Source organism: Marinobacter shunpengi, assembly GCF_045449715.1.
Taxonomy (GTDB): domain Bacteria; phylum Pseudomonadota; class Gammaproteobacteria; order Pseudomonadales; family Oleiphilaceae; genus Marinobacter.
This window is the reverse complement of sequence record NZ_JBJJLA010000015.1, coordinates 105,330-130,754: the sequence shown is the minus strand read 5'-3', so window position 1 is coordinate 130,754 and position 25,425 is coordinate 105,330. Positions and strand designations below refer to the sequence as shown.

General features: G+C 61.2%; 20 protein-coding genes and 1 tRNA gene. 15 read left to right on the top strand and 6 right to left on the bottom strand.

Annotated elements, in window-relative coordinates; all coding sequences use genetic code 11:
* The first annotated feature begins 2 nt into the window (after nt 1-2).
* The 9 genes from pheA (at nt 3) to pyrF (ending at nt 9,999) form a co-directional block, all read left to right on the top strand.
* A complete protein-coding gene (gene pheA / locus ACJO3T_RS08635) occupies nt 3-1,100 on the top strand; it encodes a prephenate dehydratase (protein ID WP_406978310.1) in 1,098 nt (365 codons plus the stop codon).
* 76 nt (nt 1,101-1,176) lie between these two features.
* Nucleotides 1,177-2,298 (top strand): histidinol-phosphate transaminase, encoded by a 1,122-nt coding sequence (gene hisC / locus ACJO3T_RS08630; protein WP_406964641.1) that lies wholly within the window; start codon nt 1,177-1,179, stop codon nt 2,296-2,298.
* Between the two features lie 40 nt (nt 2,299-2,338).
* Nucleotides 2,339-4,534 carry a bifunctional prephenate dehydrogenase/3-phosphoshikimate 1-carboxyvinyltransferase gene (locus ACJO3T_RS08625; protein ID WP_406964786.1) on the top strand — a complete coding sequence of 732 codons (2,196 nt, stop codon included), beginning with the start codon at nt 2,339-2,341 and terminating at the stop codon, nt 4,532-4,534.
* Nucleotides 4,534-5,223 (top strand): (d)CMP kinase, encoded by a 690-nt coding sequence (gene cmk, locus ACJO3T_RS08620; RefSeq protein ID WP_406978309.1) that lies wholly within the window; start codon nt 4,534-4,536, stop codon nt 5,221-5,223. The genes ACJO3T_RS08625 and cmk overlap by 1 nt, the downstream gene beginning before the upstream one ends.
* A gap of 172 nt (nt 5,224-5,395) precedes the next feature.
* Nucleotides 5,396-7,087 (top strand): 30S ribosomal protein S1, encoded by a 1,692-nt coding sequence (gene rpsA / locus ACJO3T_RS08615; protein ID WP_406964644.1) that lies wholly within the window; start codon nt 5,396-5,398, stop codon nt 7,085-7,087.
* A 259-nt stretch (nt 7,088-7,346) separates the two neighbouring features.
* Nucleotides 7,347-7,643, top strand: a complete 297-nt coding sequence (locus ACJO3T_RS08610) for an integration host factor subunit beta (protein WP_248231122.1) — start codon at nt 7,347-7,349, stop codon at nt 7,641-7,643.
* Nucleotides 7,644-7,741: 98 nt separating this feature from the next.
* Nucleotides 7,742-8,044 carry a LapA family protein gene (locus ACJO3T_RS08605; protein ID WP_406964645.1) on the top strand — a complete coding sequence of 101 codons (303 nt, stop codon included), beginning with the start codon at nt 7,742-7,744 and terminating at the stop codon, nt 8,042-8,044.
* Nucleotides 8,045-9,214, top strand: a complete 1,170-nt coding sequence (gene lapB / locus ACJO3T_RS08600) for a lipopolysaccharide assembly protein LapB (protein WP_406978308.1) — start codon at nt 8,045-8,047, stop codon at nt 9,212-9,214.
* Between the two features lie 80 nt (nt 9,215-9,294).
* Nucleotides 9,295-9,999 carry an orotidine-5'-phosphate decarboxylase gene (pyrF, locus tag ACJO3T_RS08595; protein ID WP_406978307.1) on the top strand — a complete coding sequence of 235 codons (705 nt, stop codon included), beginning with the start codon at nt 9,295-9,297 and terminating at the stop codon, nt 9,997-9,999.
* A 522-nt stretch (nt 10,000-10,521) separates the two neighbouring features.
* On the opposite strand, the gene ACJO3T_RS08590 is transcribed toward pyrF, so the two are convergent.
* Together ACJO3T_RS08590 and ACJO3T_RS08585 are read right to left on the bottom strand one after the other, a co-directional pair.
* Nucleotides 10,522-10,597: transfer RNA gene (locus ACJO3T_RS08590), tRNA-Asn, on the bottom strand.
* A gap of 125 nt (nt 10,598-10,722) precedes the next feature.
* On the bottom strand, nt 10,723-11,907 hold the full coding sequence (locus ACJO3T_RS08585; RefSeq protein WP_406964649.1) for a pyridoxal phosphate-dependent aminotransferase: 1,185 nt from the start codon (nt 11,905-11,907) through the stop codon (nt 10,723-10,725).
* Nucleotides 11,908-12,050: 143 nt separating this feature from the next.
* Between ACJO3T_RS08585 and uvrB the strand changes: the two genes are divergently transcribed.
* The 3 genes from uvrB (at nt 12,051) to ACJO3T_RS08570 (ending at nt 16,042) form a co-directional block, all read left to right on the top strand.
* Nucleotides 12,051-14,078, top strand: coding sequence for an excinuclease ABC subunit UvrB (gene uvrB, locus ACJO3T_RS08580; protein ID WP_406978306.1), 2,028 nt, complete (start codon nt 12,051-12,053; stop codon nt 14,076-14,078).
* Nucleotides 14,079-14,191: 113 nt separating this feature from the next.
* Entirely contained in the window at nt 14,192-14,995 is an 804-nt protein-coding gene (locus ACJO3T_RS08575; protein WP_406978305.1) for a flagellar motor protein MotA, read from the top strand.
* 30 nt (nt 14,996-15,025) lie between these two features.
* A complete protein-coding gene (locus ACJO3T_RS08570) occupies nt 15,026-16,042 on the top strand; it encodes a peptidoglycan -binding protein (protein WP_406978304.1) in 1,017 nt (338 codons plus the stop codon).
* Nucleotides 16,043-16,059: 17 nt separating this feature from the next.
* Here the strand turns inward: ACJO3T_RS08570 and ACJO3T_RS08565 are convergent, their stop codons facing one another.
* Complete coding sequence (locus ACJO3T_RS08565) at nt 16,060-17,178, bottom strand: GNAT family N-acetyltransferase/peptidase C39 family protein (protein ID WP_406978303.1); 1,119 nt, start codon at nt 17,176-17,178, stop codon at nt 16,060-16,062.
* Nucleotides 17,179-17,370: 192 nt separating this feature from the next.
* Between ACJO3T_RS08565 and ACJO3T_RS08560 the strand changes: the two genes are divergently transcribed.
* Nucleotides 17,371-18,861 carry a RimK family ATP-grasp domain-containing protein gene (locus ACJO3T_RS08560; protein WP_406978302.1) on the top strand — a complete coding sequence of 497 codons (1,491 nt, stop codon included), beginning with the start codon at nt 17,371-17,373 and terminating at the stop codon, nt 18,859-18,861.
* Here ACJO3T_RS08560 and ACJO3T_RS08555 read toward each other — a convergent pair.
* Nucleotides 18,858-20,000, bottom strand: a complete 1,143-nt coding sequence (locus tag ACJO3T_RS08555) for a cation diffusion facilitator family transporter (RefSeq protein ID WP_406978301.1) — start codon at nt 19,998-20,000, stop codon at nt 18,858-18,860. The genes ACJO3T_RS08560 and ACJO3T_RS08555 overlap by 4 nt on opposite strands.
* A gap of 440 nt (nt 20,001-20,440) precedes the next feature.
* Here ACJO3T_RS08555 and ACJO3T_RS08550 point away from each other — a divergent pair, with 440 nt between their 5' ends.
* Nucleotides 20,441-21,475 (top strand): quinone-dependent dihydroorotate dehydrogenase, encoded by a 1,035-nt coding sequence (locus ACJO3T_RS08550; RefSeq protein ID WP_406978300.1) that lies wholly within the window; start codon nt 20,441-20,443, stop codon nt 21,473-21,475.
* 280 nt (nt 21,476-21,755) lie between these two features.
* On the opposite strand, the gene rmf is transcribed toward ACJO3T_RS08550, so the two are convergent.
* Entirely contained in the window at nt 21,756-21,968 is a 213-nt protein-coding gene (gene rmf / locus ACJO3T_RS08545) for a ribosome modulation factor (protein WP_328188620.1), read from the bottom strand.
* Nucleotides 21,969-22,301: 333 nt separating this feature from the next.
* Here rmf and rlmKL point away from each other — a divergent pair, with 333 nt between their 5' ends.
* Nucleotides 22,302-24,479 carry a bifunctional 23S rRNA (guanine(2069)-N(7))-methyltransferase RlmK/23S rRNA (guanine(2445)-N(2))-methyltransferase RlmL gene (rlmKL, locus tag ACJO3T_RS08540; RefSeq protein ID WP_406978299.1) on the top strand — a complete coding sequence of 726 codons (2,178 nt, stop codon included), beginning with the start codon at nt 22,302-22,304 and terminating at the stop codon, nt 24,477-24,479.
* A 4-nt stretch (nt 24,480-24,483) separates the two neighbouring features.
* On the opposite strand, the gene ACJO3T_RS08535 is transcribed toward rlmKL, so the two are convergent.
* A complete protein-coding gene (locus ACJO3T_RS08535; RefSeq protein WP_406978298.1) occupies nt 24,484-24,996 on the bottom strand; it encodes a hypothetical protein in 513 nt (170 codons plus the stop codon).
* Between the last annotated feature and the right edge of the window lie 429 nt (nt 24,997-25,425).

Genomic DNA, 25,425 nt, shown 5'->3' with positions numbered 1-25,425 from the left:
CCATGAGTGACGAGCAGACCCGGCTGGCGGAGCTCCGGGACCGGATCGACAGCCTTGATCAGCAGATCATGGATCTGATCAGCGCCCGGGCCCAGTGCGCCCAGGAGGTGGCCCATGTGAAGACGTCCGCCAATTCCGGCGAGGATGTCTTCTTCTACCGGCCGGAACGGGAAGCCCGGGTGCTGCGCCGCATCAAGGAGTCCAACCCCGGCCCGCTGGCGGATGAGGAAATGGCCCGCCTGTTCCGGGAGATCATGTCCGCCTGCCTGGCCCTGGAACAGCCCATGCGGATAGCCTTCCTGGGCCCTGCCGGCACCTTCACCCAGGCGGCGGCGCTCAAGCATTTCGGCCATTCCGTGATCTCCGTGCCCATGCCCGCCATTGACGCGGTGTTCCGGGAGGTGGAGTCCGGCGCTGCCCAGTACGGCGTGGTGCCGGTGGAAAACTCCACCGAAGGCATGATCAACCACACCCTGGACATGTTCATGTCGTCACCGCTGAAGATCTGCGGTGAGGTGCAGTTGCGTATCCATCACCACCTGATGCGCTCGCCGGATAGCGGTGACCAGCCGTTGACCCGTATCTACTCGCACCAGCAATCCTTCGCCCAGTGCCGACAGTGGCTGGATGCCCACCAGTACGGCGTGGAACGGGTCACGGTCAGCAGCAATGCCGAGGCGGCCCGGCGGGCTGCCAGCGAGCCCGGCACCGCCGCCATTGCCGGCGATATGGCCGCGGAACTCTACGGGCTCGACATTATGGCCGGCAAGATCGAGGACCGGCCGGACAATACCACCCGGTTCCTGATTGTCGGTCGTGAGGCGGTCGGCCTCAGCGGGCAGGACAAGACTTCAATCCTGGTATCCATGCGCAATCGTCCCGGTGCCCTGTACCAGTTGCTGGAGCCGTTCCACCGGGCCGGTATCAGCCTGACCCGGATCGAGACCCGGCCATCACCCAGCGGCACCTGGGCCTATGTGTTCTACATTGATTTTGAAGGCCATATGGACGATGCCCCCATCAGCAAGCTGCTGGAGGACCTGGAAGAGGACGCGGTTGAACTCAAGCGACTGGGGTCCTACCCCGCCGGTGTGCTCTAGTGTCCCGTGCGGTTAATTCGCTGATCAGTTGCCGTACAACAGGAAACCCTGGCACGGAAACCCGGAGGATTTGGACATGTCGATCGACTATCAGTCACTGGCGGTGGAAGGCGTACAGGGCCTGACCCCCTACCAGCCAGGAAAGCCCATCGAGGAACTGGCCCGTGAATACGGCCTGGAGCCTGACAGTATCGTCAAGCTGGCCAGCAACGAGAACCCGCTGGGGCCCAGTCCGATGGCGCTGGATGCAGCGCGGGAGGCCCTGGAGGAGATGTGCCGCTACCCGGATGGCAACGCCTTTGGTCTCAAGCAGGCGCTGTCACGATACCTGGAAGTGGCGCCCAGTCAGCTAACCCTGGGCAATGGCTCCAACGACGTCCTGGAAGTGATTGCCCGCTGCTTTGCCGCGCCCGGTGCTGAGGTGATTTACTCCCAGCATGCGTTTGCCGTCTACCCCCTGGTGACCCTGGCAATTGGCGCCAAGGGTGTAGAAGTGCCGGCCAGGAACTGGGGCCACGACCTGAAGGCCATGGCCGATGCGGTCACCGACCGAACCCGCTTGATCTTTGTGGCCAATCCCAACAATCCCACCGGCACCGTCGAGGGCGAAAAGGCCATCAGGGCCTTCCTGGAGCGGGTACCCCGCCGGGTCCTGGTGGTACTGGATGAGGCCTACTGTGAATACCTGACCGGGGATGACGACGATGCGGATGGCATCGGCCTGTTGCGGGAATACCCCAACCTGATCGTTACCCGCACCTTCTCCAAGGCCTGGGGGCTGGCGGCCCTGCGGGTGGGCTATGCGGTGTCCTCACCTTCGATAGCCGATATCCTCAACCGGGTTCGTCAGCCGTTCAATGTGGACACGGTGGCCCAGGCGGCGGCGACGGCGGTACTGGGCGATCTGGAGTACCTGGAGCGTTCCCGGGAGGTGAACCGCAAGGGGCTGGCCCAGCTTGAGGCAGGCTTCTCGGAGCTGGGGCTGGACTGGATTCCGTCCGCCGGCAACTTCATTGCCGTGGACGTGGGCGACAATGCCCAGGACGTGTTTGAAGGGCTGTTGCAGCAGGGCGTCATCGTGCGACCGGTGGCCGGTTATGGCATGCCCCGGCACCTGCGGGTCACCGTTGGCCTCCAGGAGGAGAACGAACGCTTTCTGGATGCCCTGAAATGGACACTGGGCAGGCGGGGAGCCTGATGTGACGGAACCTCGGGCGCAAGGGCCACTGTTTGAACGTATGGCCGTTATCGGTCTCGGGCTGATTGGCGGCTCGCTGGCCCGGGCCGCCAGGCAGTCCGGCCTGGTGGGCACCGTGGTTGCCGCTGACCGTAGCGATGACGAGCTTGCCCTGGGGGTGGAGCTGGGGGTGATCGATGGTCACGGCTCCGTGGCGGAGGTGGTTGCGGGGGCTGACCTGGTGGTGGTTGCCGTGCCCGTCCGGGCCACGCGGGATGTGCTGGCGGCCATCCGGCCCCACCTCTCGCCGGAGGCGGTACTGACCGATGTGGGTAGTACCAAGGGCAGCTTCGTGGCGGCGGTGCATGAGATTTTCGGGGGCTGGCCCCCCAGGGTGATTCCCGGCCATCCCATTGCCGGCTCCGAAAAGAACGGGGTCAGCGCGGCACGGGGCGACCTGTTCAGCGACCACAAGGTCATCCTGACACCGCCGGCAGACGCGGCGGCGGACGCCCTCGACCGGCTCACACATTTGTGGCAGGGCTGTGGCGCCACCGTACTGACCATGGATGTGGCCCGTCACGATGAAGTGCTGGCGGCCACCAGTCATCTGCCTCATCTTATTGCGTTCTCGCTGGTGGATACCCTGGCCGGTGAGGACCAGAACATGGAAATCTTCCGCTATGCAGCGGGCGGTTTCCGGGATTTTACCCGCATCGCCGCCAGCGACCCGGTCATGTGGCACGATATCTTCCTGTCCAACCGGGATGCGGTGCTCAGGGTGATTGATCATTTCAATGAGGACCTGGCGCAGCTGCGGCAGGCCATCGAAGACCAGGATGGTGCCGCGCTGCTGCGGGTTTTCAGTCGTGCCAGGGCGGCACGTAACCATTTTTCCAAGATGCTTTCAGGGCAGGCCTACGTGACAGATATGAGTCAGAAACCGGTCAGGTTCCGGCTGCAGCCGGGTGGTAGTGTTAACGGGGACATCCGGGTACCGGGCGACAAGTCCATTTCCCATCGCTCCATCATGCTGGGGGCCCTGGCGGATGGTATCACCGAAGTGGATGGGTTCCTGGAGGGGGAGGACAGTCTGGCCACCCTGCAGGCGTTCCGGGATATGGGGGTCACCATTGAGGGGCCCGACCATGGCCATGTGCGTATCCACGGGGTTGGCATGAATGGCCTGGAAGCGCCCCGGGGGCCCCTGTACCTGGGCAACTCCGGTACCGCCATGCGGCTGTTCACCGGCCTGCTGGCGGCCCAGCCGTTCGACTCCGAACTGACCGGCGACGCCAGCCTGTCCCGCCGGCCCATGGGCCGGGTGGCCGAGCCGTTGCGGGCCATGGGAGCCGTCATTGATACCGCGGAGGGCGGGCGGCCACCGCTGAAGATCCGGGGCGGCCAGAAGCTTGCCGGTATCCACTATGACATGCCGGTGGCCAGTGCCCAGGTGAAATCCTGCCTGCTACTGGCGGGGCTCTACGCCGATGGCATGACCTCCGTACACGAGCCGGCACCGACCCGGGACCATACCGAACGCATGCTGGAAGGCTTTGGCTACCATGTTCACCGGGATGCCGCCACGTCCAGCGTGGTAGGTGGTGGACACCTGAGCGCCGGCCGTATCGATGTGCCGGCGGACATCTCCTCCGCCGCCTTCTTCCTGGTGGCTGCGAGTATTGCCGGGGATTCCGACCTGACCCTGCGCCACGTGGGCATGAATCCGACCCGCACCGGCGTGCTTAATATCCTGACGCTGATGGGCGCCGATATCACCGTCTCCAACGAGCGTGAGATTGGCGGCGAGCCGGTAGCGGACCTGCGGGTGCGAAGCGCCACCCTGCGGGGGATCGATATCCCCGAGGATCAGGTGCCCCTGGCCATCGACGAGTTTCCGGTGCTCTTTATAGCCGCTGCCTGTGCTGAGGGTCGCACCGTGCTGCGTGGGGCAGAGGAGTTGCGGGTCAAGGAGAGCGACCGTATCCAGGTGATGGCGGATGGCCTGAAGGCGGTAGGGGTGACAACCACGGTAACCCCCGACGGCATCATTATCGACGGCGGCCAGACCATTGCCGGCGGTGAGGTGGACAGCCATGGCGACCATCGCATTGCCATGTCCTTCGCCGTGGCTTCCCTGCGGGCCAGTGGTGAGATCCTGGTCAATGACTGCGCCAATGTGGCGACGTCCTTCCCCGGCTTTGAGGCCCTGGCCCGTCAGACCGGCATCCGCATCGACGCCGAGGAGGGAAGGTAATGCAGTCCGTATCAGACAATACCGTACCCGTAGTGACCGTGGATGGTCCCGGTGGCTCCGGCAAGGGCACCATTACCCAGATGCTGGCCCGTCAACTGGGGTGGCACCTGCTGGACAGCGGCGCACTGTATCGCCTGACGGCGCTGGCGGCCCGGCGTCAGGGTGTGGCGTTCGATGACGAGGCCGCGCTGGTCAATGTGGCGGCCGGTCTTGATGTGACCTTTGAGCCCACGCCGGAAGGCGAGCCGGTCAAGGTGATCCTCGGTGGCGAGGACGTGACCCGGGAGATCCGCACCGAGCAGACCGGCGATGACGCCTCCCGTGTCGCCGTGATCCAGGCGGTGCGGGACGCCCTGTTACAGCGCCAGCGGGACTTCCGCAAGGCACCGGGGCTGGTGGCCGACGGCCGCGACATGGGCACGGTGGTTTTTCCCGAAGCGCCGGTGAAGGTTTTCCTCACCGCCAGTGCCGAGGAAAGGGCCCAACGGCGCTATCTCCAGTTGAAGGAGGCCGGTGCGGATGTTAGTATTGACCACCTTTTAGACGAGATCCGGGCTCGCGATGAACGTGACATGAACCGTTCCGCAGCCCCGCTTAAGCCTGCAGAAGATGCGCAAGTCATTGACTCTACGGGTTTAAGTATCGAAGAGGTGCTGTCAAAGGTCATGGCCCTTGTGGGTCAGGCCTGACTGCACCCTTTTGCTATTTCTGTTGTATTTTTGAGCAGTTTTACAGCGGAAATGGCGGGTAAAGGATCCGGTGGCGGTGTGAATGCCAGCCCCTTGCCACTGCCGGATATTGCTAACAGACCGTGCTGCTGGCGGCGCGGAAGAAACTTGCGTTGATCACATAGGACACATAATGAGCGAGAGCTTTGCTGATCTTTTCGAAGAAAGCCTGAAAGAAATTGACATGCAACCGGGTTCCATCGTCCAGGGAACCGTGGTGGATATCGACAACGACTGGGTCACCGTTAACGCCGGACTGAAGTCCGAAGGCGTTATCCCCGCCTCCCAGTTCCTGAATGAAAAAGGCGAGTTGGAAATTGCTGTCGGCGACGTTGTCGATGTAGCTCTCGATGCGGTTGAAGACGGTTTCGGTGAAACCCGTCTGTCCCGCGAAAAGGCCAAGCGTGCCGAAGCCTGGAAAGTACTGGAAAAGTCCTTCGAGGCGGAAGAAGTTGTCAAGGGCATGATCAATGGCAAGGTCAAGGGCGGTTTCACCGTCGATCTGTCCGGTATCCGTGCCTTCCTGCCGGGCTCCCTGGTAGACGTTCGTCCGGTCCGCGACACCGCGCACCTGGAGAACAAGGAACTGGAATTCAAGGTTATCAAGCTGGACCAGAAGCGTAACAACGTGGTGGTGTCCCGCCGCGCCGTTCTGGAAGCTGAAAACAGTGCCGAGCGTGAAGCCCTGCTGGAAACCCTGACCGAGGGCATGACCCTGCAGGGTATCGTCAAGAACCTGACCGATTACGGCGCGTTCGTTGACCTGGGTGGCGTTGACGGCCTGCTGCACATCACCGACATGGCCTGGAAGCGCATCAAGCATCCGAGCGAGATCGTGAACGTGGGTGACGAGATCACCATCAAGGTCCTGAAATTCGACCGTGAGCGCAACCGGGTTTCCCTGGGTCTGAAGCAACTGGGCGAAGATCCCTGGGTGGATATCAAGGGTCGCTATCCGGAAGGCAGCAAGGTTACCGCCCGGGTGACCAACCTGACCGACTATGGCTGCTTCGCCGAGCTGGAAGAGGGTGTTGAAGGTCTGGTACACGTGTCCGAAATGGACTGGACCAACAAGAACATCCATCCGTCCAAGGTGGTTCAGGTCGGTGACGAAGTGGAAGTCATGATCCTGGACATCGACGAAGAGCGTCGTCGTATCTCCCTGGGCATCAAGCAGTGCGTGCCGAACCCCTGGGAAGAGTTCTCCGCGAACTACAACAAGGGTGACAAGGTGTCCGGCAAGATCAAGTCCATCACGGACTTCGGTATCTTTATCGGCCTGGACGGCGGCATCGACGGCCTGGTTCACCTGTCCGACATCAGTTGGAACGAGACTGGCGAAGAAGCCGTTCGCGAGTACAAGAAGGGTGACGAGGTTGAGACCGTTATCCTGTCTGTTGATCCCGAGCGTGAGCGTATCTCCCTGGGTATCAAGCAGCTTGAAAGCGATCCGTTTGCCGAGTTCGTACAGTTGAACGACAAGGGCTCCATCGTGCGTGGCACCGTTTCCGCGGTTGATGCCAAGGCAGCCACCATCGCCCTGAACGACGAGGTTGAAGCGGTACTGAAGGCCTCCGAAATCAGTCGCGACAAGGTGGAAGACGCCCGCAACGCGCTGAAGGAAGGCGAAGAGGTTGAAGCGAAGATCATCAGCATCGATCGCAAGAACCGCGTCATCAACCTGTCCGTGAAGTCCAAGGACGTTGAAGACGACAAGCAGGCCCTTGAAGGCGTACGCGCCAAGGCCGCTGAAACTTCTGGTGCGACCACCATCGGTGATCTCATCAAGGAGCAGATGCAGCAGCAAAACGCCAATAAAGAGTGATTCGATCCTCTTGAAGACAAAAAAACGGGCTCTAAGAGCCCGTTTTTTTTGTCTTTTTTTCAGCATTAGCTAAACTAGCAGTGTCTTTGCCTGTTACCTAAGTCATTGGTTGGGTTAGCTGGAATCTGGCTGGTCGGGAATGGGTTGAGACTTGAGAAGCTGACTCTAGGGGTGTGCGAGGTATGGATCGCAGCGGTGCGGGTTGCTACCACGTGGAACTCCAGAGGCTTCGTAATAAAAATGAAAAGGGATGGGCCTCATGACAAAGTCTGAACTGGTCGAACTGATTGCCTCGAAACAGACTCAGCTGTCTGTGAAGGATGTGGAACTGGCTGTTAAAACGGTTATCGAGCACATGTCTCAGTCACTGGCGGATGGGCAGCGGATAGAAATCCGTGGATTCGGCAGTTTCTCCCTCCATTATCGGGCGGCCAGGACCGGTCGCAATCCGAAAACCGGAGAAGCGGTACAGTTGCCGGCGAAATACGTTCCGCATTTCAAGCCGGGCAAGGAACTGCGTGAGCAGGTCAACGACAGTATGAAGAAGGGCTACTGAACCGGTCTCCGCATTCTGGCGTTAGCCACCCGAACCCTGAATTCGGGTACAATTGGCGTGGTTCATCGTGAATTCCCAATTCCTGGAGCAGGGGTGCTATGGCAGGGTTTCAGAAGATAATTCTCCTTCTGGTCGTGATACTGGTCGCCATTGCGGTGCTGGTGTTTTCCATGAACAACCAGATGGCGGTCTCCCTCAACTTCCTGTTTTTTGAAACCCGGCCCCATGGTGTTGCGGTCTGGGTCATCCTGGGGTTCACTTTCGGTATTCTTCTTGGTGTGGTATTAACTCTTTTGGCGACTGTTCGTGTATCGGTCTCCCGACGTCAGCTACGCAAGCGTCTGGACAAGGCGGAGCGAGCCCTGGAACAAAACAGAACCCCTGACGATCGGGCGCTCTAAATGGATATGTTTTTTCAGTGGCTGCTGCTGACGGCTGCCGTCGCTGCAGGCTGGTTTATCGGACGATACTTCCGTTCCGACCATAGGGCGGCCAAGAATATCTCGGATGAGTCGTCCGTCCGAGAGCGTTTGCAGTTCCTGTTCACCAACTACTCCGACCAGGCCGTGGAGAACTTCGTCCAGTCCCTGGCGGTCAACAAGGATACCGTTGGCCTGCACCTGTCCATCGGCGCCCATTTCCGAAACAAGGGTGAAACCGACCGGGCCATCCTGATCCATCAGAATCTGCTGGCCCGCCCGGAGCTACCCGCCCATTTCTCTCCCCAGGTCACCTTCGAGCTGGCCCGGGACTATCTGGCCGCCGGCCTGCTGGACCGGGCCGAGGCGCTGTTCCACCAGTTGATGGATGACAGGGGCTATGGCGAACGTGCCGCCGGCCAGCTTATCGAGCTTTACCAGCAGGAGCGTGAGTGGGGCAAGGCAGCTCAGGTGGCCCGCACCCTGATGAAGGGTGCCCTGAACCCGAAGCTGGCACGACAGCTTGCCTATATCACCTGTGAACTGGCGGATGAGAGCCTTCACAAGGACGACCGCTGGGGCGCCCAGAAGCTGGCACGGGAAGCGCTGTCCATCGACCCTGACTGCGTCCGCGCCAGCTTTATCCTCTCCACCCTCCAGGGGCGCCAGGGTAACTACCGGGAAGCGGCCAATGCCTGCCTGAAGGTTTTCGAGCAGAATCCGGAGTTCGGTCCGGAAGCCATCGACCGTTTCATGAAGCTGGAGCGCTCCCATGGCAACGTGGGGGGCAACGTCAAGCGTTTGCGCAAGCTTTACGAACAGCACCACGGCACCAGTCTGTTGCTGGCGCTGGCGGAAGCAGTGGAGCGTTCTTCAGGCCGTCAGGCCGCCATCGACCTGCTGCGCAGCGAGCTGGAGTCCCGGCCCAGTGTGCGTGGTCTCCTCAGGCTGGTGGAGCTTGCGGGCTACGAACGGGGCCTGGCCACCGGGGAAGGTCGGCTGGTCAGCCGTATCGGCCAGTTGATCCTGACCAACCGCCCCGTCTACCGTTGCGTCAACTGTGGTTTTTCCGGCCAGCAGCTCCACTGGCTCTGCCCGAGCTGCAAGGAGTGGGAGACGGTACGCCCGATCCAGGGAGTGGAGGCAGAGTAAGGCGTTTTCTGCCATAATCCCTGCCCGAACCGTTCCGGCCCCACCGGAGCTTCCCACCGTTCGGACACAGGAGCCTGCCCATGACCGATGCCCTCGGCCCCCGTATTGTTGTTGCCCTCGATTTTCCTTCCGAAGCGCCGGCCCTGGAGCTGGTGGATACCCTGGATCCGGCCCTGTGCCGTCTGAAGGTGGGAAAGGAACTGTTTACCCGCTGTGGTCCGGATCTGGTGCGCAAGCTGCACGACCGGGGCTTTGAGGTGTTCCTGGACCTGAAATTCCACGATATTCCCAATACCACCAAGGCAGCGGTTGCTGCGGCGGCGGAGCTTGGCGTGTGGATGGTGAATGTCCATGCCTCCGGCGGTGAAAAGATGATGGTGGCCTGCCGGGAACGTCTGGAGTCCTTCGGTGCCGATCGTCCGCTGCTGATTGCGGTCACGGTGTTGACCAGCATGGGGCCGGACGATCTGGCGGGTATAGGTATTACCGACTCGCCGGCGGATCAGGTAAACAGGCTGGCAACGTTGACCCGTAACTGTGGTCTGGATGGGGTGGTGTGTTCGGCGCAGGAGGCGCCGGTCCTGAAGCGGGAGCAGGGCGCCGGGTTCAAGCTGGTTACTCCGGGTATTCGGCCTGCCAGTGCCGATCACGGGGATCAGCAGCGCGTTATGACGCCTTCTGCGGCTATGGCTGCCGGCAGTGACTATCTGGTGGTTGGTCGGCCCATTACCCAGGCTTCTGACCCTTTGGCCTCTTTGAAGGCTATCGTTTCTGAGATTTCCTGACCTGTGGGAGATTGGCCTTGTAGCCTTCTGGTTTGGTGCCAGGTCGTTCCTTCTTTTGTAGCCTTCTAGTACGTGCCTGAGGGGCAGGTCGATATCCTTTTCTGGGGGACGCCCGGCAAGTACGTCCATGTAGGGCTTGACGAAAACCGTCCCTGGTTTTCGACACCCCCAGAAAAGGCTCTCAACCGGCCCCTTTCTATCTTTGGGTGATATCGCTTTGGGCGCTTTGATCTATACACAGCGCCACACGCAGATATTGATGCAAAAGCTGCGGGACTGTTCCCGCCAAGGCGATATTCGGAAAGTTGGAGAGGGACAGGTCGAGAACGTTTTTCGGGACCTTCAAAAACATGGACGTTTTTGAAGGGCCTACAGGGATGTATTCACGGCGTGTCCCGAAAAACGTTCTCGACCTGGCACTCCTGGCACCATGCCAGAAGGCTACAAGGCCAGGTTCCAAAAAAGAAAGGCAAAAACGAAAAAAGCCGCGTCTGAAACATCAGAGGCGGCTTTCTGGAATAGTGGCTCCCCGAGCTGGGCTCGAACCAGCGACAAACGGATTAACAGTCCGTTGCTCTACCAACTGAGCTATCGGGGAACAGTCGGTGTCGACGAGGCGCGTATATTAAAGAGCCGTTACCACCCCGTCAACCCTTTCAGTGGACTTTTTGGTGACCCCCGAGAAACCCCTCCGGAGACACCGTCCAGCTTGGTTGTACCGGCTCAGGAGAGCGCCTTCTTCAGGCGAGCAACCGCCTCCTTGAGGACATCCATACTGGTGGCAAAGCTCAGCCGCATATGCCCGGGAGCACCGAAGGCCGAACCCGGCACCAGGGCCACGCCGGCACCCTTCAGCAACACCTCGGCCATCTCCACATCGTTGGAGACATTCTCGGTCTTGTCGATGGCCCCCTGAAAGCTCGGGAACACATAGAACGTACCGTCGCCCTCCAGGCATTCCACGCCCGGAATCTCGTTCAGCGCCTTCACCAGATAATCGTGACGCTCCCTGAACGCCTTGACCATCTCGCCCACGCAGGCCTGGTCGCCCTCAAGCGCTGCCTGTGCCGCCGCCTGGGAAATGGACGCCGGATTGGAGGTGCTCTGGGACTGGATCTTCTTCATCGCCCCGATGATCCTGGCCGGGCCCGCGGCATAGCCGATACGCCAGCCAGTCATGGAATAGGCCTTGGACACTCCGTTGAGTACGAAGGTACGGTCGTAGAGTTCCGGTGTCGCGTTCAGGATGTTGCAGAACTCGCTGCCCGTCCAAAGGATCGGCTCGTACATGTCGTCGGTGGCGATCATGATGTTCGGATGCTTCTTCAGCACCTCGCCGATGGCCTGCAACTCCTCAAGGGAATAGGCCATGCCGCTGGGGTTGGACGGACTGTTGATCACGAACAGCCGGGTACGCTCGGTAATGGCGTCCTCCAGCTGCTTCGGAGTAATCTTGAAGCGGGTCTCGGCACTGGTCTCGATGATCACCGGCTTGCCTTCCGCCACCAGCACCATATCCGGGTAGGAGACCCAGTAGGGGGCGGGAATAATGGCCTCATCGCCCGGGTTCAGGGTGGCCAGGGCCAGGTTGAAAAAGCTCTGCTTGCCACCACTGGATACCAGTATCTGGTTGGGCTCGTAGTCCAGACCATTGTCCCGCTTGAACTTCGCGATGATCGCTTTCTTCAGCGCGGGAGTACCATCCACGGCGGTGTATTTGGTCTGACCATTGCGGATTGCTTCGATCGCCGCTTCCTTGATGTGGTCAGGGGTATCGAAATCCGGTTCCCCGGCGCCCAGGCCGATAATGTCCTGGCCGGCGGCTTTGAGCTCAGCGGCCTTGTTGGTGACGGCAAGGGTGGGGGATGGCTTGATGGCCTGTACACGGGTGGAAAGTTGAAGGTCCAAACTTGCGCTCCTTAAAGATGCGTCTGAGAGGGCTGCAGCCCGGGTAAAGTGACACCGGGTCGTTTACACAGGCTGTTTAACCCATGGATGTTACCATGGGAGCTTTGCAACGATAAGTTTCCCGCGAGGGTGGAGGTAATTCCTTGTCCAGGTTCAGAGTGGATTCTCCCTATCAGCCGGCCGGTGACCAGCCCAGGGCCATCGACGGTCTGGTGGATGGTATCGAGTCAGGGCTGGCGCACCAGACGCTGCTGGGGGTGACGGGTTCCGGCAAGACATTCACCATCGCCAATGTGGTGGAACGCATCCAGCGGCCCACCATTGTCATGGCCCACAACAAGACCCTGGCGGCCCAGTTGTATGGTGAGTTCCGGGAGTTCTTTCCGGACAACTCGGTGGAGTACTTCGTTTCCTACTACGATTACTACCAGCCGGAGGCCTATGTGCCGGCCTCGGATACCTTTATCGAGAAGGATGCCTCGGTCAACGAGCATATCGAGCAGATGCGCCTGTCCGCCACCAAGGCCCTGCTGGAGCGGGACGACGCCATTATCGTGGCCACCGTGTCGTCCATCTACGGCCTGGGGGATCCCCAGTCCTACCTCAAGATGATGCTGCACCTGGACCGGGGCGACGAGATTGACCAGCGCACTATCCTGCGGCGCCTGGCGGAGTTGCAGTACACCCGCAACGACGTGGAGTTCCACCGCGCCAATTACCGGGTGAGGGGAGACGTTATTGACGTGTTCCCGGCGGAATCCGAAAAAGAAGCGATCCGTATCGAGCTGTTCGACGACGAGGTGGAGAACCTGAGCTACTTCGATCCCCTGACTGGGGAGGTGCTGCGGCGGGTGCCCCGGGTCACCATCTATCCCAAGACCCACTATGTCACCCCCCGGGAAACGGTGCTTGGCGCCATCGAACGGATCAAGGTGGAACTGGACGAGCGCCTGAAACAGCTCCGGGACAACAACCGCCTGGTGGAGGCCCAGCGGCTGGAGGAGCGTACCCGCTATGACATCGAGATGATGCTGGAACTGGGCTACTGCAACGGCATCGAGAACTACAGCCGTTACCTGTCGGGCCGGGCACCGGGCGAAGCACCGCCCACGTTGTTTGATTACATACCGCCCAACGCCCTGCTGGTGGTGGACGAATCCCATGTCACCATTCCCCAGATCGGCGCCATGTACAAGGGTGACCGGTCGCGAAAGGAAACCCTGGTGGAGTACGGCTTCCGGCTGCCGTCGGCTCTGGACAACCGGCCCATGCGGTTTGATGAATGGGAGCGCATCGCCCCGCAGATGATCTTCGTCTCTGCCACCCCGGCCAAGTATGAAGAGGAGCACGCCGGCCAGGTGGTGGAGCAGGTGGTGCGGCCCACCGGCCTGCTGGACCCGGAGATCGAGGTGCGCCCCGCGTCCACCCAGGTGGACGACCTGCTGGGGGAGATCCGCGAGCGGGTGGCCGCCGAGGAACGGGTACTGGTGACCACACTGACCAAGCGCATGGCGGAGGACTTGACCGACTTCCTGATGGAGCACGATGTACGGGTCCGCTACCTGCACTCGGACATCGACACGGTGGAGCGGGTGGAGATCATCCGCGACCTGCGCCGGGGCGAGTTCGACGTTCTGGTGGGCATCAACCTGCTGCGGGAAGGGCTGGACATGCCGGAAGTGTCCCTGGTGGCCATCCTGGATGCGGACAAGGAGGGTTTCCTGCGCTCGGAGCGCTCGCTGATCCAGACCATTGGCCGGGCGGCCCGGAACGTGCGGGGCAAATCCATCCTCTACGGCGATGTCATCACCGGCTCCATGCAGCGGGCCATTGATGAGACCGCACGCCGCCGCGCCAGGCAGCAGGCCCATAACGAGGAGCATGGTATTACGCCCCAGGGGCTGAACAAGAAGATTGCCGACATCATGGAGGGGGCCCACGGCGGTGGCCGGGGCCGTCGCCGTGCCGAGCGACCGGGCCAGAAGGCCGCCGAGGAGGCGGAACACTACCAGGTCAAGGCGAAGGGCAAGTCGCCGGAGGAACTGCTCAAGGATATTACCCGTCTGGAGGACGACATGTACAAGGCGGCCTCGGACCTGGACTTCGAGAAAGCGGCTCGGATCCGCGACGAGATCGCCGAACTCAAGGAAGCCGCAGTCCGCCTGGGATGATGGGCTGCTGGTAATCTTGCATTACCGTCAGTGACTTGCCAGTCTTAGGGAGCACCCCCTAGTGCACTAGGGGGTGCTCCCCCTGACCTTCAATCAGCCAGACGGAAGACCGGATGAGTAGCCTCAAGCAGACCCTTTTCTGGATGTCCCTGTTCCTGGCCGTGGTGGTGGCGGTCTGTGCCGCGATCTACCGACCACTGGAAACGGCCTTTATGGCCAACTGGGTGTTTAACCTGCTGATTGTCCTGGTGTTGCTGGTGGGCATCGTGCTGACCTACCGTCAGGTGCTGGTGCTGCGCCCGGAGATGCGCTGGGTGGCCCAGTTCCGCACCGGCCATTCCGGGCTGTCCGTGCTCCAGGAGCCCCGCCTGCTCAAGCCCCTGGCCCGGCAACTGGGGGAGGACGCCAAGCGGGACCAGTTCACGCTGTCGACCATGTCCCTGCGCACGGTGCTGGATGGTATCCACAGCCGCATGGACGAGCAGCGGGAAATCACCCGCTACTTCATCAGCCTGCTGGTATTCCTGGGGCTGCTGGGGACCTTCTGGGGCCTGCTTGGCACCATCAACGCGGTGGGTCAGGTGATCACCGGGCTGGACATGAGCCAGGAGGATTTCGGACAGGTGTTCGGTGATCTGCAGGCGGGCCTTCTGGAGCCCCTGAAGGGGATGGGCACGGCGTTCAGCTCCTCGCTGCTGGGGCTGGGTGGCTCGCTCATCCTGGGGTTCCTGGATATACAGGCCGGCCACGCCCAGAACCGTTTCTACGACAGCCTTGAGGAATGGCTGACCGGGGTCACCAACCTGTTGGACGCCGTGGACGGCGGCGTGCCGGTGGATGCTGGCGAGGAGTCGGAACTTGAGCGCCTGCAGGCGGAGAATGAGCGCCTCAAAGACCAGTTGTCCGACCGGGAGTAACGCCATGATCACGCCCGGGAGCAGCGCCCCATGATTGGTTACCGCCGTCGTGCCCGCTCGGCCATCAACATCTGGCCGGGTTTCGTGGACGCCCTGTCCGCGCTGTTAATGCTGGTGATCTTCATGCTGCTGGTGTACGTGGTCAGCCAGCTCTACCTGTCACAGACCCTGTCGGACCGGGATTCGGAGCTGGCCCGGCTCAGCAGCCGGCTGGCGGAGATTTCCAGTCTGCTGGGCCTGGAGGAGGAGCGCAATGACGCCCTGGAGCGGGAAATGCAGCGGGTCCAGCAGCAGCTTGGTGAGTCACTGGCGCTTAGCGATGAACTGGAAATGGAGCTGGAAGAAACCCGGCACCAGGCCATCAGCCGGCAGAATGACCTGGAGGCGGCCCTTGATCAGGAGGAGCGCCTGGCGGCGTCCCAGCGGGCACTCCTGCAACAGCTCTCGGATCGCATCGGCGCCCTGCAGCAGCAACTGGCGACCATCACCACGGCGCTGGAGCTCCAGGAAGAACTGACGGCGGAGAAAGAGGCGGAACTCAAGGACGTCAGCCAGCGCCTGAATACGTTATTGGCGGAGCGGGTAAACCAGCTGCAGCGGTACCAGTCGGAATTCTTCGGTCGCCTGCGGGAGATCCTGAAGGACAACGAGAACATCCGGGTGGTGGGGGACCGCTTCCTGTTGCCGTCGGAGCTGCTGTTCGCCTCCGGGTCCGCCAACCTTGGCGCGTCAGGTCGGCGGGAACTGGACAAGCTGGCCAGCGTGCTGCTGGATGTAGTGGAAAAGATTCCGGACGATATCGACTGGATCCTGCGCATTGACGGCCATACCGACCGTATTCCCATCGACACCCCGGCGTTCCCATCCAACTGGGAGCTGTCCACAGCCCGGGCCGTGTCGGTGGTGCGTTACCTGGCGGAGCAGGGCGTGCCGGAGGACCGCATGGCGGCAGCCGGCTTCGGCGAGTTCTTCCCGGTGGCGGAAGGCATGTCCGAGGAGGCCCTGAGGCGGAACCGCCGTATCGAGATCAAGCTCACCGACCGGTAGGCCGGTAAGCCTGCTCCTTACTGTGGTCGGCGGGGGCCGACGATCACCGCGGCCTGGAGGGGCTGGTTGCGACCATAGCGGGCCATGCGGTCGAACACCTTCCGTTCCACCGGCAGGTACTGCTTGTCGGCGATGGTCTCACCGTCATCCACATCCACCTCCGGATCGTGCAGGTAAACGAACTGGTCGTCCATGGCACACACCGTGACCCAGTGGGGCACGCGGCTGCGGTTGAGCTGCCAGGTGCTGATCAGGATCATCGGCACCTTGCCCCCCAGCAGGGCACGCTCCATGTCCGCCAGGGTGAGGGGATCGTGATGCAGTTCGATGCCGGTCTCCCCGATATCCTGCAGGAAGCCCTCGTGCACCAGCTCCAGCACCTGTTTCTTGTCCTCACTGCGTACGGTCTCCCGGAACAGCGGGCCCTCCTGGCTGACATAGGCGGACGCCTCGTAGCCCCGCTTCCAGGCGGCCAGGGCCAGGCCATGGGGACCGCAGCCGCCGTGGCCGGCGAGCATGAAGATGGTGGTGGCCTCCCGCCAGATCCTCAGTTCTTCCAGCGTGGTCAGGGGCTGCCCGTCGTGCACCGCCGCCATGGCCATGATCAGCGAGGCCGGGCCGCAGGTGAACTCAGTGGACTGGGGGTAGTAGGGCACCTCGGGAAAACGGCCCTGAGGTTCATAAAACAGGATACGCCGTTCAAACCTCAGGGCGTCGCCATGGTCCTCATAGTAGTCGCGCCAGGTGCCGAACTGCCGGTAACCCAGGCGGCGGTACAGGGCGATGGCGCCGTGGTTGTCGGTGCGTACTTCCAGCCGCATGATGATACGGTCCGCCTCCGCTGCCTGCCGTTCCGATTCCCGGACCAGGGCCTCACCCAGGCCCCGGCCCCGCATGGTCGGTGCCACCGCAATGGAGTAGATCCGGGCCAGGCGGGTATTGGCCTTCATCAATACCAGGCTGTAGCCCACCAGCTCGCCTTCGACTTCTGCGAGGATCACCCGGTCCCGGGGCATGTCGATAAAGCGCCGGAAGCTGCGGCGGGAGATGCGATCCTCCTCGAAACAGCGGTTCTCCAGACGTACCAGGGCATTGGTGTCGGCCAGCGTGGCATTACGAAAGGTCAGGTCAGCCATATCCGTTTACAGCTCGGGCCAGTGGGTGGTGGAAGCGCGCTGATTATGGGGCAAGGGGAACCCGGAGGATAGCGCCCCGTCATGCGTAAAATCACGCACGTGCCGGTGATTGCCGACTTGGGTCCTTGACTATACTGTAGCGCGAATCCGGCGATCCTGTGGCCGGGTAACCTGTCTGGCCGGAGGGCCTTCATGTCACGTCTGCTGCTTGTGGTTGACCATGCCCGGGACTGGGCACCTTATTATCCCAGCGAGGATCTGCTGACCTTCGATCAGTATCTGCAGTTCTCTGCTCCGGCCAACAGTCGGGTACGGGTGATCAACCTGTGCCAGAGTGCCCGCTATCTCAGCCAGGGCTATTACTGCTCGTTGCTGGCGGAGGCCCGGGGGCATCATGTGGTGCCGTCGGTGATGACGCTCAATGACCTGGGGCGGAAGGGGTTGTTCTCCCTGCAACTGGATGAGCTGGATCCGGCGGTGATCCAGTGGCTGGACGGAGCTGCTTCCACTGGTGACAGCAAGGGTAATCGCAGTGTCCGGGTCATGACATTCTTTGGGCACGCGGAAGTCCCGGAACTGAAATCCGTGGCCCGGGCCCTGTTCGAGCGTTTTCCCTGTCCGATTCTGACGGTGGAGTTCCGTCACCGCAAGGGCAAGGGCTGGCAGATCGAATCCATGAAGCCGGCGGCCCCGGCCGACCTGACGGAAGCCCAGCAGGATGCCTTCGCCGCCGCCCTGGACCGGTTCAGCAGCGTTATCTGGCGCAAGCCCCGTACCCGACGTCGCTACCGGTTCGACCTGGCCATGCTGGTCAACCCGGATGAAGAAATGCCGCCCAGCGACCAGGTGGCGCTGGAACGATTTGAAAAGGCGGGCCGCAAGCTGGGCATCAATGTGGAACGGATAGGGCGGCGGGACTATATGCGTCTGCCGGAATACGACGGCCTGTTCATCCGCGAAACCACCGCCATTGACCATCATACCTATCGCTTTGCCCGCAAGGCGGAAGCGGAGGGCCTGGTGGTCATCGATGACCCGGTGTCGATCCTGCGATGCACCAACAAGGTCTACCTGGCAGACCTGTTGCGGACCAACCGGGTGCCGACGCCTAAGACACTGATCCTGTCAAAGGACCAGAAGGACGCGGTTGCCCAGGTGGTCGAGCAACTCGGTTTACCGGTGGTGGTGAAGATCCCCGACGGCGCCTTTTCCAAGGGCGTGCTCAAGGCGAAGGATGAAAAGGAGCTGAAAGAGGCCCTGAAAACCCTGTTCCGTCAGTCCGCGCTGGTGCTTGCCCAGGAATATCTGTACACCGACTACGACTGGCGCATCGGGGTCCTTGGTGGACGGGCAATCTATGCCTGCAAGTATTACATGGTGAAAGGGCACTGGCAGATCTACCAGCATGGCGAAGCCAAGCAGGTCGACAGCGGCGACTTCGATACACTGCCTACCTATGAGGTTCCCCGCAACGTGATCCAGGCGGCACTGAGCGCCACCCGCCTGATCGGTGATGGTCTCTATGGCGTGGACATCAAGCAGTCGGGTAACCGGGTGGCGGTGATTGAAGTCAACGACAACCCCAGCATCGATTCCGGGGTCGAGGACCGCTTCCTGGGAGGCGAACTCTACACCCTGATCATGCAGGAGTTCCTGACCCGGATGGAGGCCAAGAGGCGCTAGTGCGCGGGACGCCAGACTTTCAGGCTCCCAAGCCAGGTCGGGTGTCCGAGCTTCGCCATTATCCGCTCCGGGGAAGGCAAGTGAGTGTCGGGTTCCTCGGTGAACAGTTCCACATGCACCTGATTGCCCAGGTAGTGAAGGCGCAGGTGATGTTTGACGGCGTCCAGCTCCGGCAGGCTTTCCCGGAAATACCCATGGATTTCGCGGCGCGTGGGCAACTGTTGGGTGGTGATGGTGCCACTCTGGTCGTTTTCGGCATCGATGTGGAAATTGATCAGGCGGATGTGGGGCAGGGTGTCGCGCATCCGCCGGATCACCTGCATGCCGATCTGGTGGCCTTCGGAGACGCTGATCTCGGACTTCACCACCAGGTGCACGTCCACCAGTATGTCGCTGCCCATCCGCCGGCTGCGAAGGTCGTGGACATTGAGTACACCCTCGGTGTCGGCAGCCGCCGTCCTCAGGCGGTCGGTATCCTCGTCCGAGAGGCCGGTATCCACCAGCTCCCGAACGCTGGTCCAGGCTAGCTGCCACCCCACGTGAGCGATAATCACGGCGATAACAATGGCAGCCACGGCGTCCAGCCAGGGGAGCCCCGCCATGGCCCCGGCGGCGCCCACCAGCACCACAATGGAGGAGAAGGCATCTGTGCGGCTGTGCCAGGCGTTGGCCACGATCAGCTCGGAGCGGATGTGGTCACCCACGCGGCGGGTGTAGCGGAAGATCCATTCCTTGCTGGCCACGGACACCAGGGCGATGACCAGTACCGGCCAGCCGGGGACGGTCAGCGGCGTGCCCGACAACATCCGCCAGGTATTGTCCCAGGCCAGCGCGCCCCCGATGGCAATCAGGAAGCTGCCCAGGATCATTGTGCCGAGGGTTTCAAAGCGCTGGTGGCCGTATGGGTGGTCGGAGTCCGGTTCGCGTCTGGAGAGCTTCATGACGGCCAGCACAACCAGGTCCGAGATAACATCGGTAAAGGAGTGGATGCCATCCACCAACAACGCCTGGGAATGGAACAGCCATCCGCCGAGGCATTTCAGCACTCCCAGGAGGGCATCCAGTACCATGCCGATAATGGTGACCCGTGACGCGGCCCGGAACTCAGCGTCCAGGCGCTGCTGATGACTGGATGACATGTAAACTCCTGTTAAACGGCACGGAAGGTGTGGTTCGGATCACGGAATCCTGTTCGCTTTATGCACAAGAGTCGTGCATTGCCGGCGAATGACGAAATGGTAGCCTAACCGGGATTTTTATGCTTACACGTTTGCAACTTCATGAAAATAAAGAATAAAATAACTGATCAAAAAATGATCAATCTGCAGAGAGTGGCGTGAGGCAAGGGATCTGATCGGTTGAAAAGGGATTTTCAACAGAGTTATCCACAGATTTCGTGGAAAAGGTCACAAGAGCTTAACCATACAGTCATTTAGGAGTCACTGGTGTGCAACAGAAGCTACTGTGGAAAACTTCCGTTATACTCCCAGCCCCGATTTTTCGGCGCGGAATAATACCAGAAAACTTTCAGATTTAACCTTTGCCGGCGTTCTTTCCGGCAATGACTCCGGGGTTGCCTATGTATACGTTGCTTCGCAGGATTCTGTTCTCCCTGCCACCGGAAACCGCCCACCGGGTTGCCCTGAACGGGCTCGACCTGGCGGCGGGCAGCGGTTTGCTGAAGCCGTTTGTTCAGCCACCGGGGGATCTCCCGGTACGGGTGATGGGTCTGGATTTTCCCAATCCCGTGGGCCTTGCCGCGGGCCTCGACAAGAACGCCGATCACCTGCAGGGGCTGGGCGCCCTGGGCTTCGGTTTTATTGAGGTGGGCACGGTGACCCCTCAGCCCCAGCCAGGCAACCCGGCGCCGCGGATGTTTCGTCTGCCGGAGCACGGCGCCATTATCAACCGGATGGGCTTCAACAATGAGGGGCTGGATCACCTGGTAGGTAAGGTGGTCAACCGTCGTTATACCGGTGTGCTGGGCATCAACGTGGGCAAGAACAAGGTGACGCCGGCGGAGGAGGCGGAGTCGGACTACCGCAAGGGCATTGCCGCCGTGTACGACTATGCCGACTACATTACTGTCAACGTATCTTCTCCCAATACACCCGGCCTGCGGGACCTGCAGTTCGGTGATTCCCTGAAACGGCTGCTGGCCTCGATCAAGCAGGAACAGGCGGCCCAGCACCAGCGAAGTGGCCGCTATGTACCCCTGGCGGTGAAGATTGCGCCGGATATGGATGACGGGGAAATAGTCTTTGTGGCGAATGCCTTGAAGGAAGCCGGTATCGACGGCGTGGTGGCCACCAACACCACCATTGCCCGGGACCGGGTAAAAGGCCACCCCCATGCCGACGAAGCCGGCGGGCTCAGCGGGCAGCCGGTGCGGGAGGCCTCGCTCAGGGTCATTCAGGGGCTATACCGGGAGCTGGGCGAGGAGATTCCCATTATCGGCGTGGGGGGCATCAGCGACGGCGAGAGCGCGGCGGAGAAGATCCGTGCCGGCGCCAAACTGGTTCAGGTCTACACGGGCTTTATCTACCGGGGGCCGGCATTGGTCGGGGAGGCGGTGGAAGCGATCCGGGCACTGGAAAAAGAAAGGGCCCGCTGAGCGGGCCCGTGCGGGGAATAAACCCCGTGGCGACTTGACGTCTTTATGGTTCGGGTCGAGTGGACCCGATTCTGGGTTCCGGCGTTTGGTGGAGGGGGGCCGGTGCACCCCTGTACTCAAGCCAGATTGTCAATGGGTTTTGTCGTCCTGCTGACGACCTTCAAAGTGTCAGTGTTATGTGTCCGCCTGAAAGCGGTTCTGTCTCTGGTGTTGATCGAAAAAACATCCAATTAGAGACATTCTTCCAGCCCGGAGCACGCGGGGTTGGTATCAGGGCAGGTCAGGCCGTTCCGTTGGCGGCCAACCTGTGGATGCCGGAAACGCCGGTCATGCCTTCCCAGTTGTCGGTGCGTCCTTCCCGCCAGCCGCTGAGCCATTCCTGTCTGGCCTCTGGCTGGTCCAGCGGGCAGCTGTCCTTGGATTTTCCGGACACGCCGGCCTGGTATCCCCGCTTGAATGCGCGAGCGTACATGTCTCTTTTCTGTCTTTTCATGCCGTTCCTCACCTACATGGATTTACAGAACAAGCGTGTACACGTCTGTCGTTGCTGGTTTAACAAAATCCCTGTAAGAACAAACCGCTACGGGTTTGGGGATAATGTTCCCGCAAGAACAGTCAGGATCCTGAGATGGGGAAGAACCGAAGGTTTTCCCCTCAAATTTGACGCGTCAATTACACCCTATGATGAATCCGGTGACTGAGTACAGTATTTATTTCATCTATATGACCCGGCCTTTATGTTTATGTGAAATAACCCGCCGTCGGTTACCATGCGCTACCTTTTAAACAGGCGCGCAGGCGCGGGGTCGAACGTCCGGAGGATTTTGTGGCTGAGCAACATGAGTATTTCGTAACCTGCCCCCGGGGCATGGACAACCTCCTGCAGGAGGAACTGGTGTCCTTTGGCCTGCATCCCCTGAAGACGGCCCCGGCGGGCGTCTGGGTCCGGGGCGGGCTGGCGGAGGGCTATCGCGCCTGCCTGTGGTCCCGTCTCGCCAACCGCGTGTTACTTCACCTGGCCACGGTGGACGCACGGTCCAACGAGGCCCTGTATCAGGGCGTCTACGATATCCCCTGGGAAGAGCACCTGAAGGTGACCGGTAAGTTCCGGGTGGTGTTCTCCGGGACCAATGAGCTTATCCGCAACACCCAGTATGGCGCCCAGAAGGTCAAGGATGCGGTGGTGGACCGGTTGCGGGGCAAGGGCACGGTTCGCCCCAGTGTGGACCCCAAGGACCCGGATATCACCGTGTCCGCCCGCCTGCACCGTGGCCAGGTGGAGCTGGCTATCGACCTCAGCGGTGACAGTCTGCACATGCGGGGCTACCGCACCGAGAAGGGCATCGCCCCGGTGCGGGAGAACCTGGCCTCGGCATTGCTGCTGCGGGCCGGCTGGCCGGATATTGCCGGTGACGGTGGTGACTTTGTGGACCCCATGTGTGGCTCCGGCACGCTATTGATCGAGGCGGCCCTGATGGCCCTGGACCAGGCGCCGGGACGCTTGCGCAAGCAGTTTGGCTTCGAGCGCTGGCTGGGGCACCAGCCGGACCTGTGGCTGGAACTGCGCCAGGAAGCCGAGCGCCGTGCCTGGGAGGGCAAGCAGGGACGACTTCCCCGGATTATCGGTTATGACCAGGACAGCCGGGTCATCGCCACGGCCTGGCGTAATATCGCCCGGGCCGGGCTGGAAGGGCTGATTCATGTGGAAGTACGATCGGTGGAGGAGTTCCGCCGTGACGGCCAGTGGGCCAGTGAGGGGCTGGTGCTGGTGAACCCGCCCTATGGTGAACGCCTGAGCGAGCGAAAGGAGTTGGGAGCTCTCTACCAGCAGTTGGGGGAGGGTGTTCGGGAGCATCTCCAGGGCTGGCGGCTGGGGGTGTTCACCGGGGTGCCGGAACTGGGCCATGCCATTGGCCTGCGCAGTCATCGTCAGTACCGTCTTTTTAACGGCAAGATTCCGGCGCAGCTGCTGTTGTTCGACATCAATGACGACAACGCCGTGCGCCCCCGTGAGATGTCGACGCCTGGTGAGGTTCGCCCGAGAATCAGCCATCCCGAGCGTGCGAAGATGCTGGAGAACCGTCTCCGGAAGAACCTGAAATCCCTCGGGCAATGGGCCCGCAAGCAGGATATCCAATGTTACCGGCTCTACGATGCGGATATGCCGGAGTTTGCCCTGGCCATCGATATCTATGGTGACCAGGTGCATGTCCAGGAATACGCGGCCCCCAAGTCCGTCGATGAGAAGAGCGCCCGGGAGCGGCTAGCGGAGGCCATGGCAGTCATTCCGGAGGTTCTGGACGTGCCGGCGGACCATGTGGTCTGTAAGCAGCGTCAGCGCCAGAGTGGTACCCGTCAGTATGAGAAACAGGATGCTACCGGTGAGTTCATGGAAGTGGACGAGCTGGGCAGCCGTCTGAAGGTCAACCTGAGGGACTACCTGGACACCGGTCTGTTCCTGGATCATCGCCCGGTACGCCGGTGGATTCGTGATCACGCATCCGGCAAGCGCTTCCTGAACCTCTTCTGTTACACCGGGGCGGCGACGGTGCAGGCGGTTGCCGGTGGTGCCAGTCGTTCCCTGAGCCTGGATATGTCCAACACCTATGTAGACTGGGCCCGGGACAACCTGGCCCTGAACGGTGCCGATCCGAAGCGACATCTTGTGGAACAGGCGGACTGCACGGCGTGGCTGGCCGGGAAGCCGACCCCGGACCAGCGATTCGACCTGATTTTCATGGACCCGCCCACCTTTTCCAACTCCGCCCGCATGCGGGGCGTGCTGGATATCCAGCGTGACCACGGCAGGCTGATTGAGCAGGCCATGGCCCGGCTGACGTCGGATGGGGTGTTGGTCTTCTCCAACAATTTCCGGCGCTTCAAGCTGGATGAGAATCTGTCGGAGCGTTACGAGGTGAAGGACGTGACGGCCTCAACCCTGGATCGGGATTTCCAGCGTAACCCCAAGATTCACCAGTGCTGGCATATCCGTCACAAGGTGTGACAGTTCACCATTCGTCGGGCCCCTGGTCCGGTTCGACGATCAGGCCTTCCTGGCGGGCGAGCAGGAGCAGGGCGTAGACGCCGTTTTCCGGTAGCTGCGGTTCCAGGCCCTGTTCGAACATGAGGTTCCGCCGGTGATCTTCGAGGGTGTCCCGGTCAATGCCGGGCATCAGGTCTTCCAGGGGCGCGATCTCGAAGGGGACGGGCATATCGACGGCGTCAAAGATGAGGTCGACCAGGGTTTCGTCCGGGTCCAGTCCGTCGGTGTACACCTGCTGGTCGGGCAGGTCTTCATGGAGCGCCCGGGCCAGCTCGATCAGGGGCACGCCCTGTTCCCGGAGGTAGCGGAGTTCTTCCTCGGCCAGTTCGGCGTCGACGGGTAACCAGCTTTCGTCCGGTTCGATTACCACGGTTTTCATGCGGCCGTCGTCGAGGCTCCATGCCATGGCGGTGGGAAAGAACAGGTTGTCGTTCTGGTAGAACTCGATATCTAGAAAGTGGGGGATGCCCTGCGGCATACTGACTCCTAAGCGTTTAACGATCAGCGACTCTGAATGGAAAGTCTACACGAGAGTTAAGGCCCGGTATTGGGTCCCCTTTTCCGGGACCTTCAAAAACATGGGTGGAACGCGACAGCGTTTCACGGGCTGGCCATGGAAGGCCGGCCCTGGACCTTTACGGCGACGCAGGAGCAATTAGCCGTAAAGGTTTTTGAAGAGCGTACAGGGATGTATTTACCGCGTGTCCCGGAAAAGGGTACCCAATGGCGGGCCGCCAGGGTAGCACAGGGTTTGAGATCAAGGTCTGGTCTCAATGTATGTTGTTGGACTGCTAGTTGGGTGCCAGGGTCCAGGTGGCGGTACAATTTTTCGAGACACGCCGTGAATCCGTCCCTGGAGGCTCTTCAAAAACGTCCCTGTTTTTGAAGGTCTCGAAAAATCGTCCCC

Bases quoted from the DNA above. Each gene is read 5' to 3' on its own strand.
- ACJO3T_RS08560 (WP_406978302.1), top strand. From the start codon at position 17,371: ATGTCACGTCTGCTGCTTGTGGTTGACCATGCCCGGGACTGGGCACCT.
- ACJO3T_RS08550 (WP_406978300.1), top strand. From the start codon at position 20,441: ATGTATACGTTGCTTCGCAGGATTCTGTTCTCCCTGCCACCGGAAACC.
- ACJO3T_RS08605 (WP_406964645.1), top strand. From the start codon at position 7,742: ATGGCAGGGTTTCAGAAGATAATTCTCCTTCTGGTCGTGATACTGGTC.
- hisC (WP_406964641.1), top strand. From the start codon at position 1,177: ATGTCGATCGACTATCAGTCACTGGCGGTGGAAGGCGTACAGGGCCTG.
- ACJO3T_RS08565 (WP_406978303.1), bottom strand. From the start codon at position 17,178: ATGGCTGACCTGACCTTTCGTAATGCCACGCTGGCCGACACCAATGCC.
- ACJO3T_RS08625 (WP_406964786.1), top strand. From the start codon at position 2,339: ATGGCCGTTATCGGTCTCGGGCTGATTGGCGGCTCGCTGGCCCGGGCC.
- pyrF (WP_406978307.1), top strand. From the start codon at position 9,295: ATGACCGATGCCCTCGGCCCCCGTATTGTTGTTGCCCTCGATTTTCCT.
- ACJO3T_RS08535 (WP_406978298.1), bottom strand. From the start codon at position 24,996: ATGCCGCAGGGCATCCCCCACTTTCTAGATATCGAGTTCTACCAGAAC.
- ACJO3T_RS08570 (WP_406978304.1), top strand. From the start codon at position 15,026: ATGATTGGTTACCGCCGTCGTGCCCGCTCGGCCATCAACATCTGGCCG.
- rpsA (WP_406964644.1), top strand. From the start codon at position 5,396: ATGAGCGAGAGCTTTGCTGATCTTTTCGAAGAAAGCCTGAAAGAAATT.
- rmf (WP_328188620.1), bottom strand. From the start codon at position 21,968: ATGAAAAGACAGAAAAGAGACATGTACGCTCGCGCATTCAAGCGGGGA.
- cmk (WP_406978309.1), top strand. From the start codon at position 4,534: ATGCAGTCCGTATCAGACAATACCGTACCCGTAGTGACCGTGGATGGT.
- ACJO3T_RS08575 (WP_406978305.1), top strand. From the start codon at position 14,192: ATGAGTAGCCTCAAGCAGACCCTTTTCTGGATGTCCCTGTTCCTGGCC.
- pheA (WP_406978310.1), top strand. From the start codon at position 3: ATGAGTGACGAGCAGACCCGGCTGGCGGAGCTCCGGGACCGGATCGAC.
- ACJO3T_RS08555 (WP_406978301.1), bottom strand. From the start codon at position 20,000: ATGTCATCCAGTCATCAGCAGCGCCTGGACGCTGAGTTCCGGGCCGCG.
- ACJO3T_RS08610 (WP_248231122.1), top strand. From the start codon at position 7,347: ATGACAAAGTCTGAACTGGTCGAACTGATTGCCTCGAAACAGACTCAG.
- lapB (WP_406978308.1), top strand. From the start codon at position 8,045: ATGGATATGTTTTTTCAGTGGCTGCTGCTGACGGCTGCCGTCGCTGCA.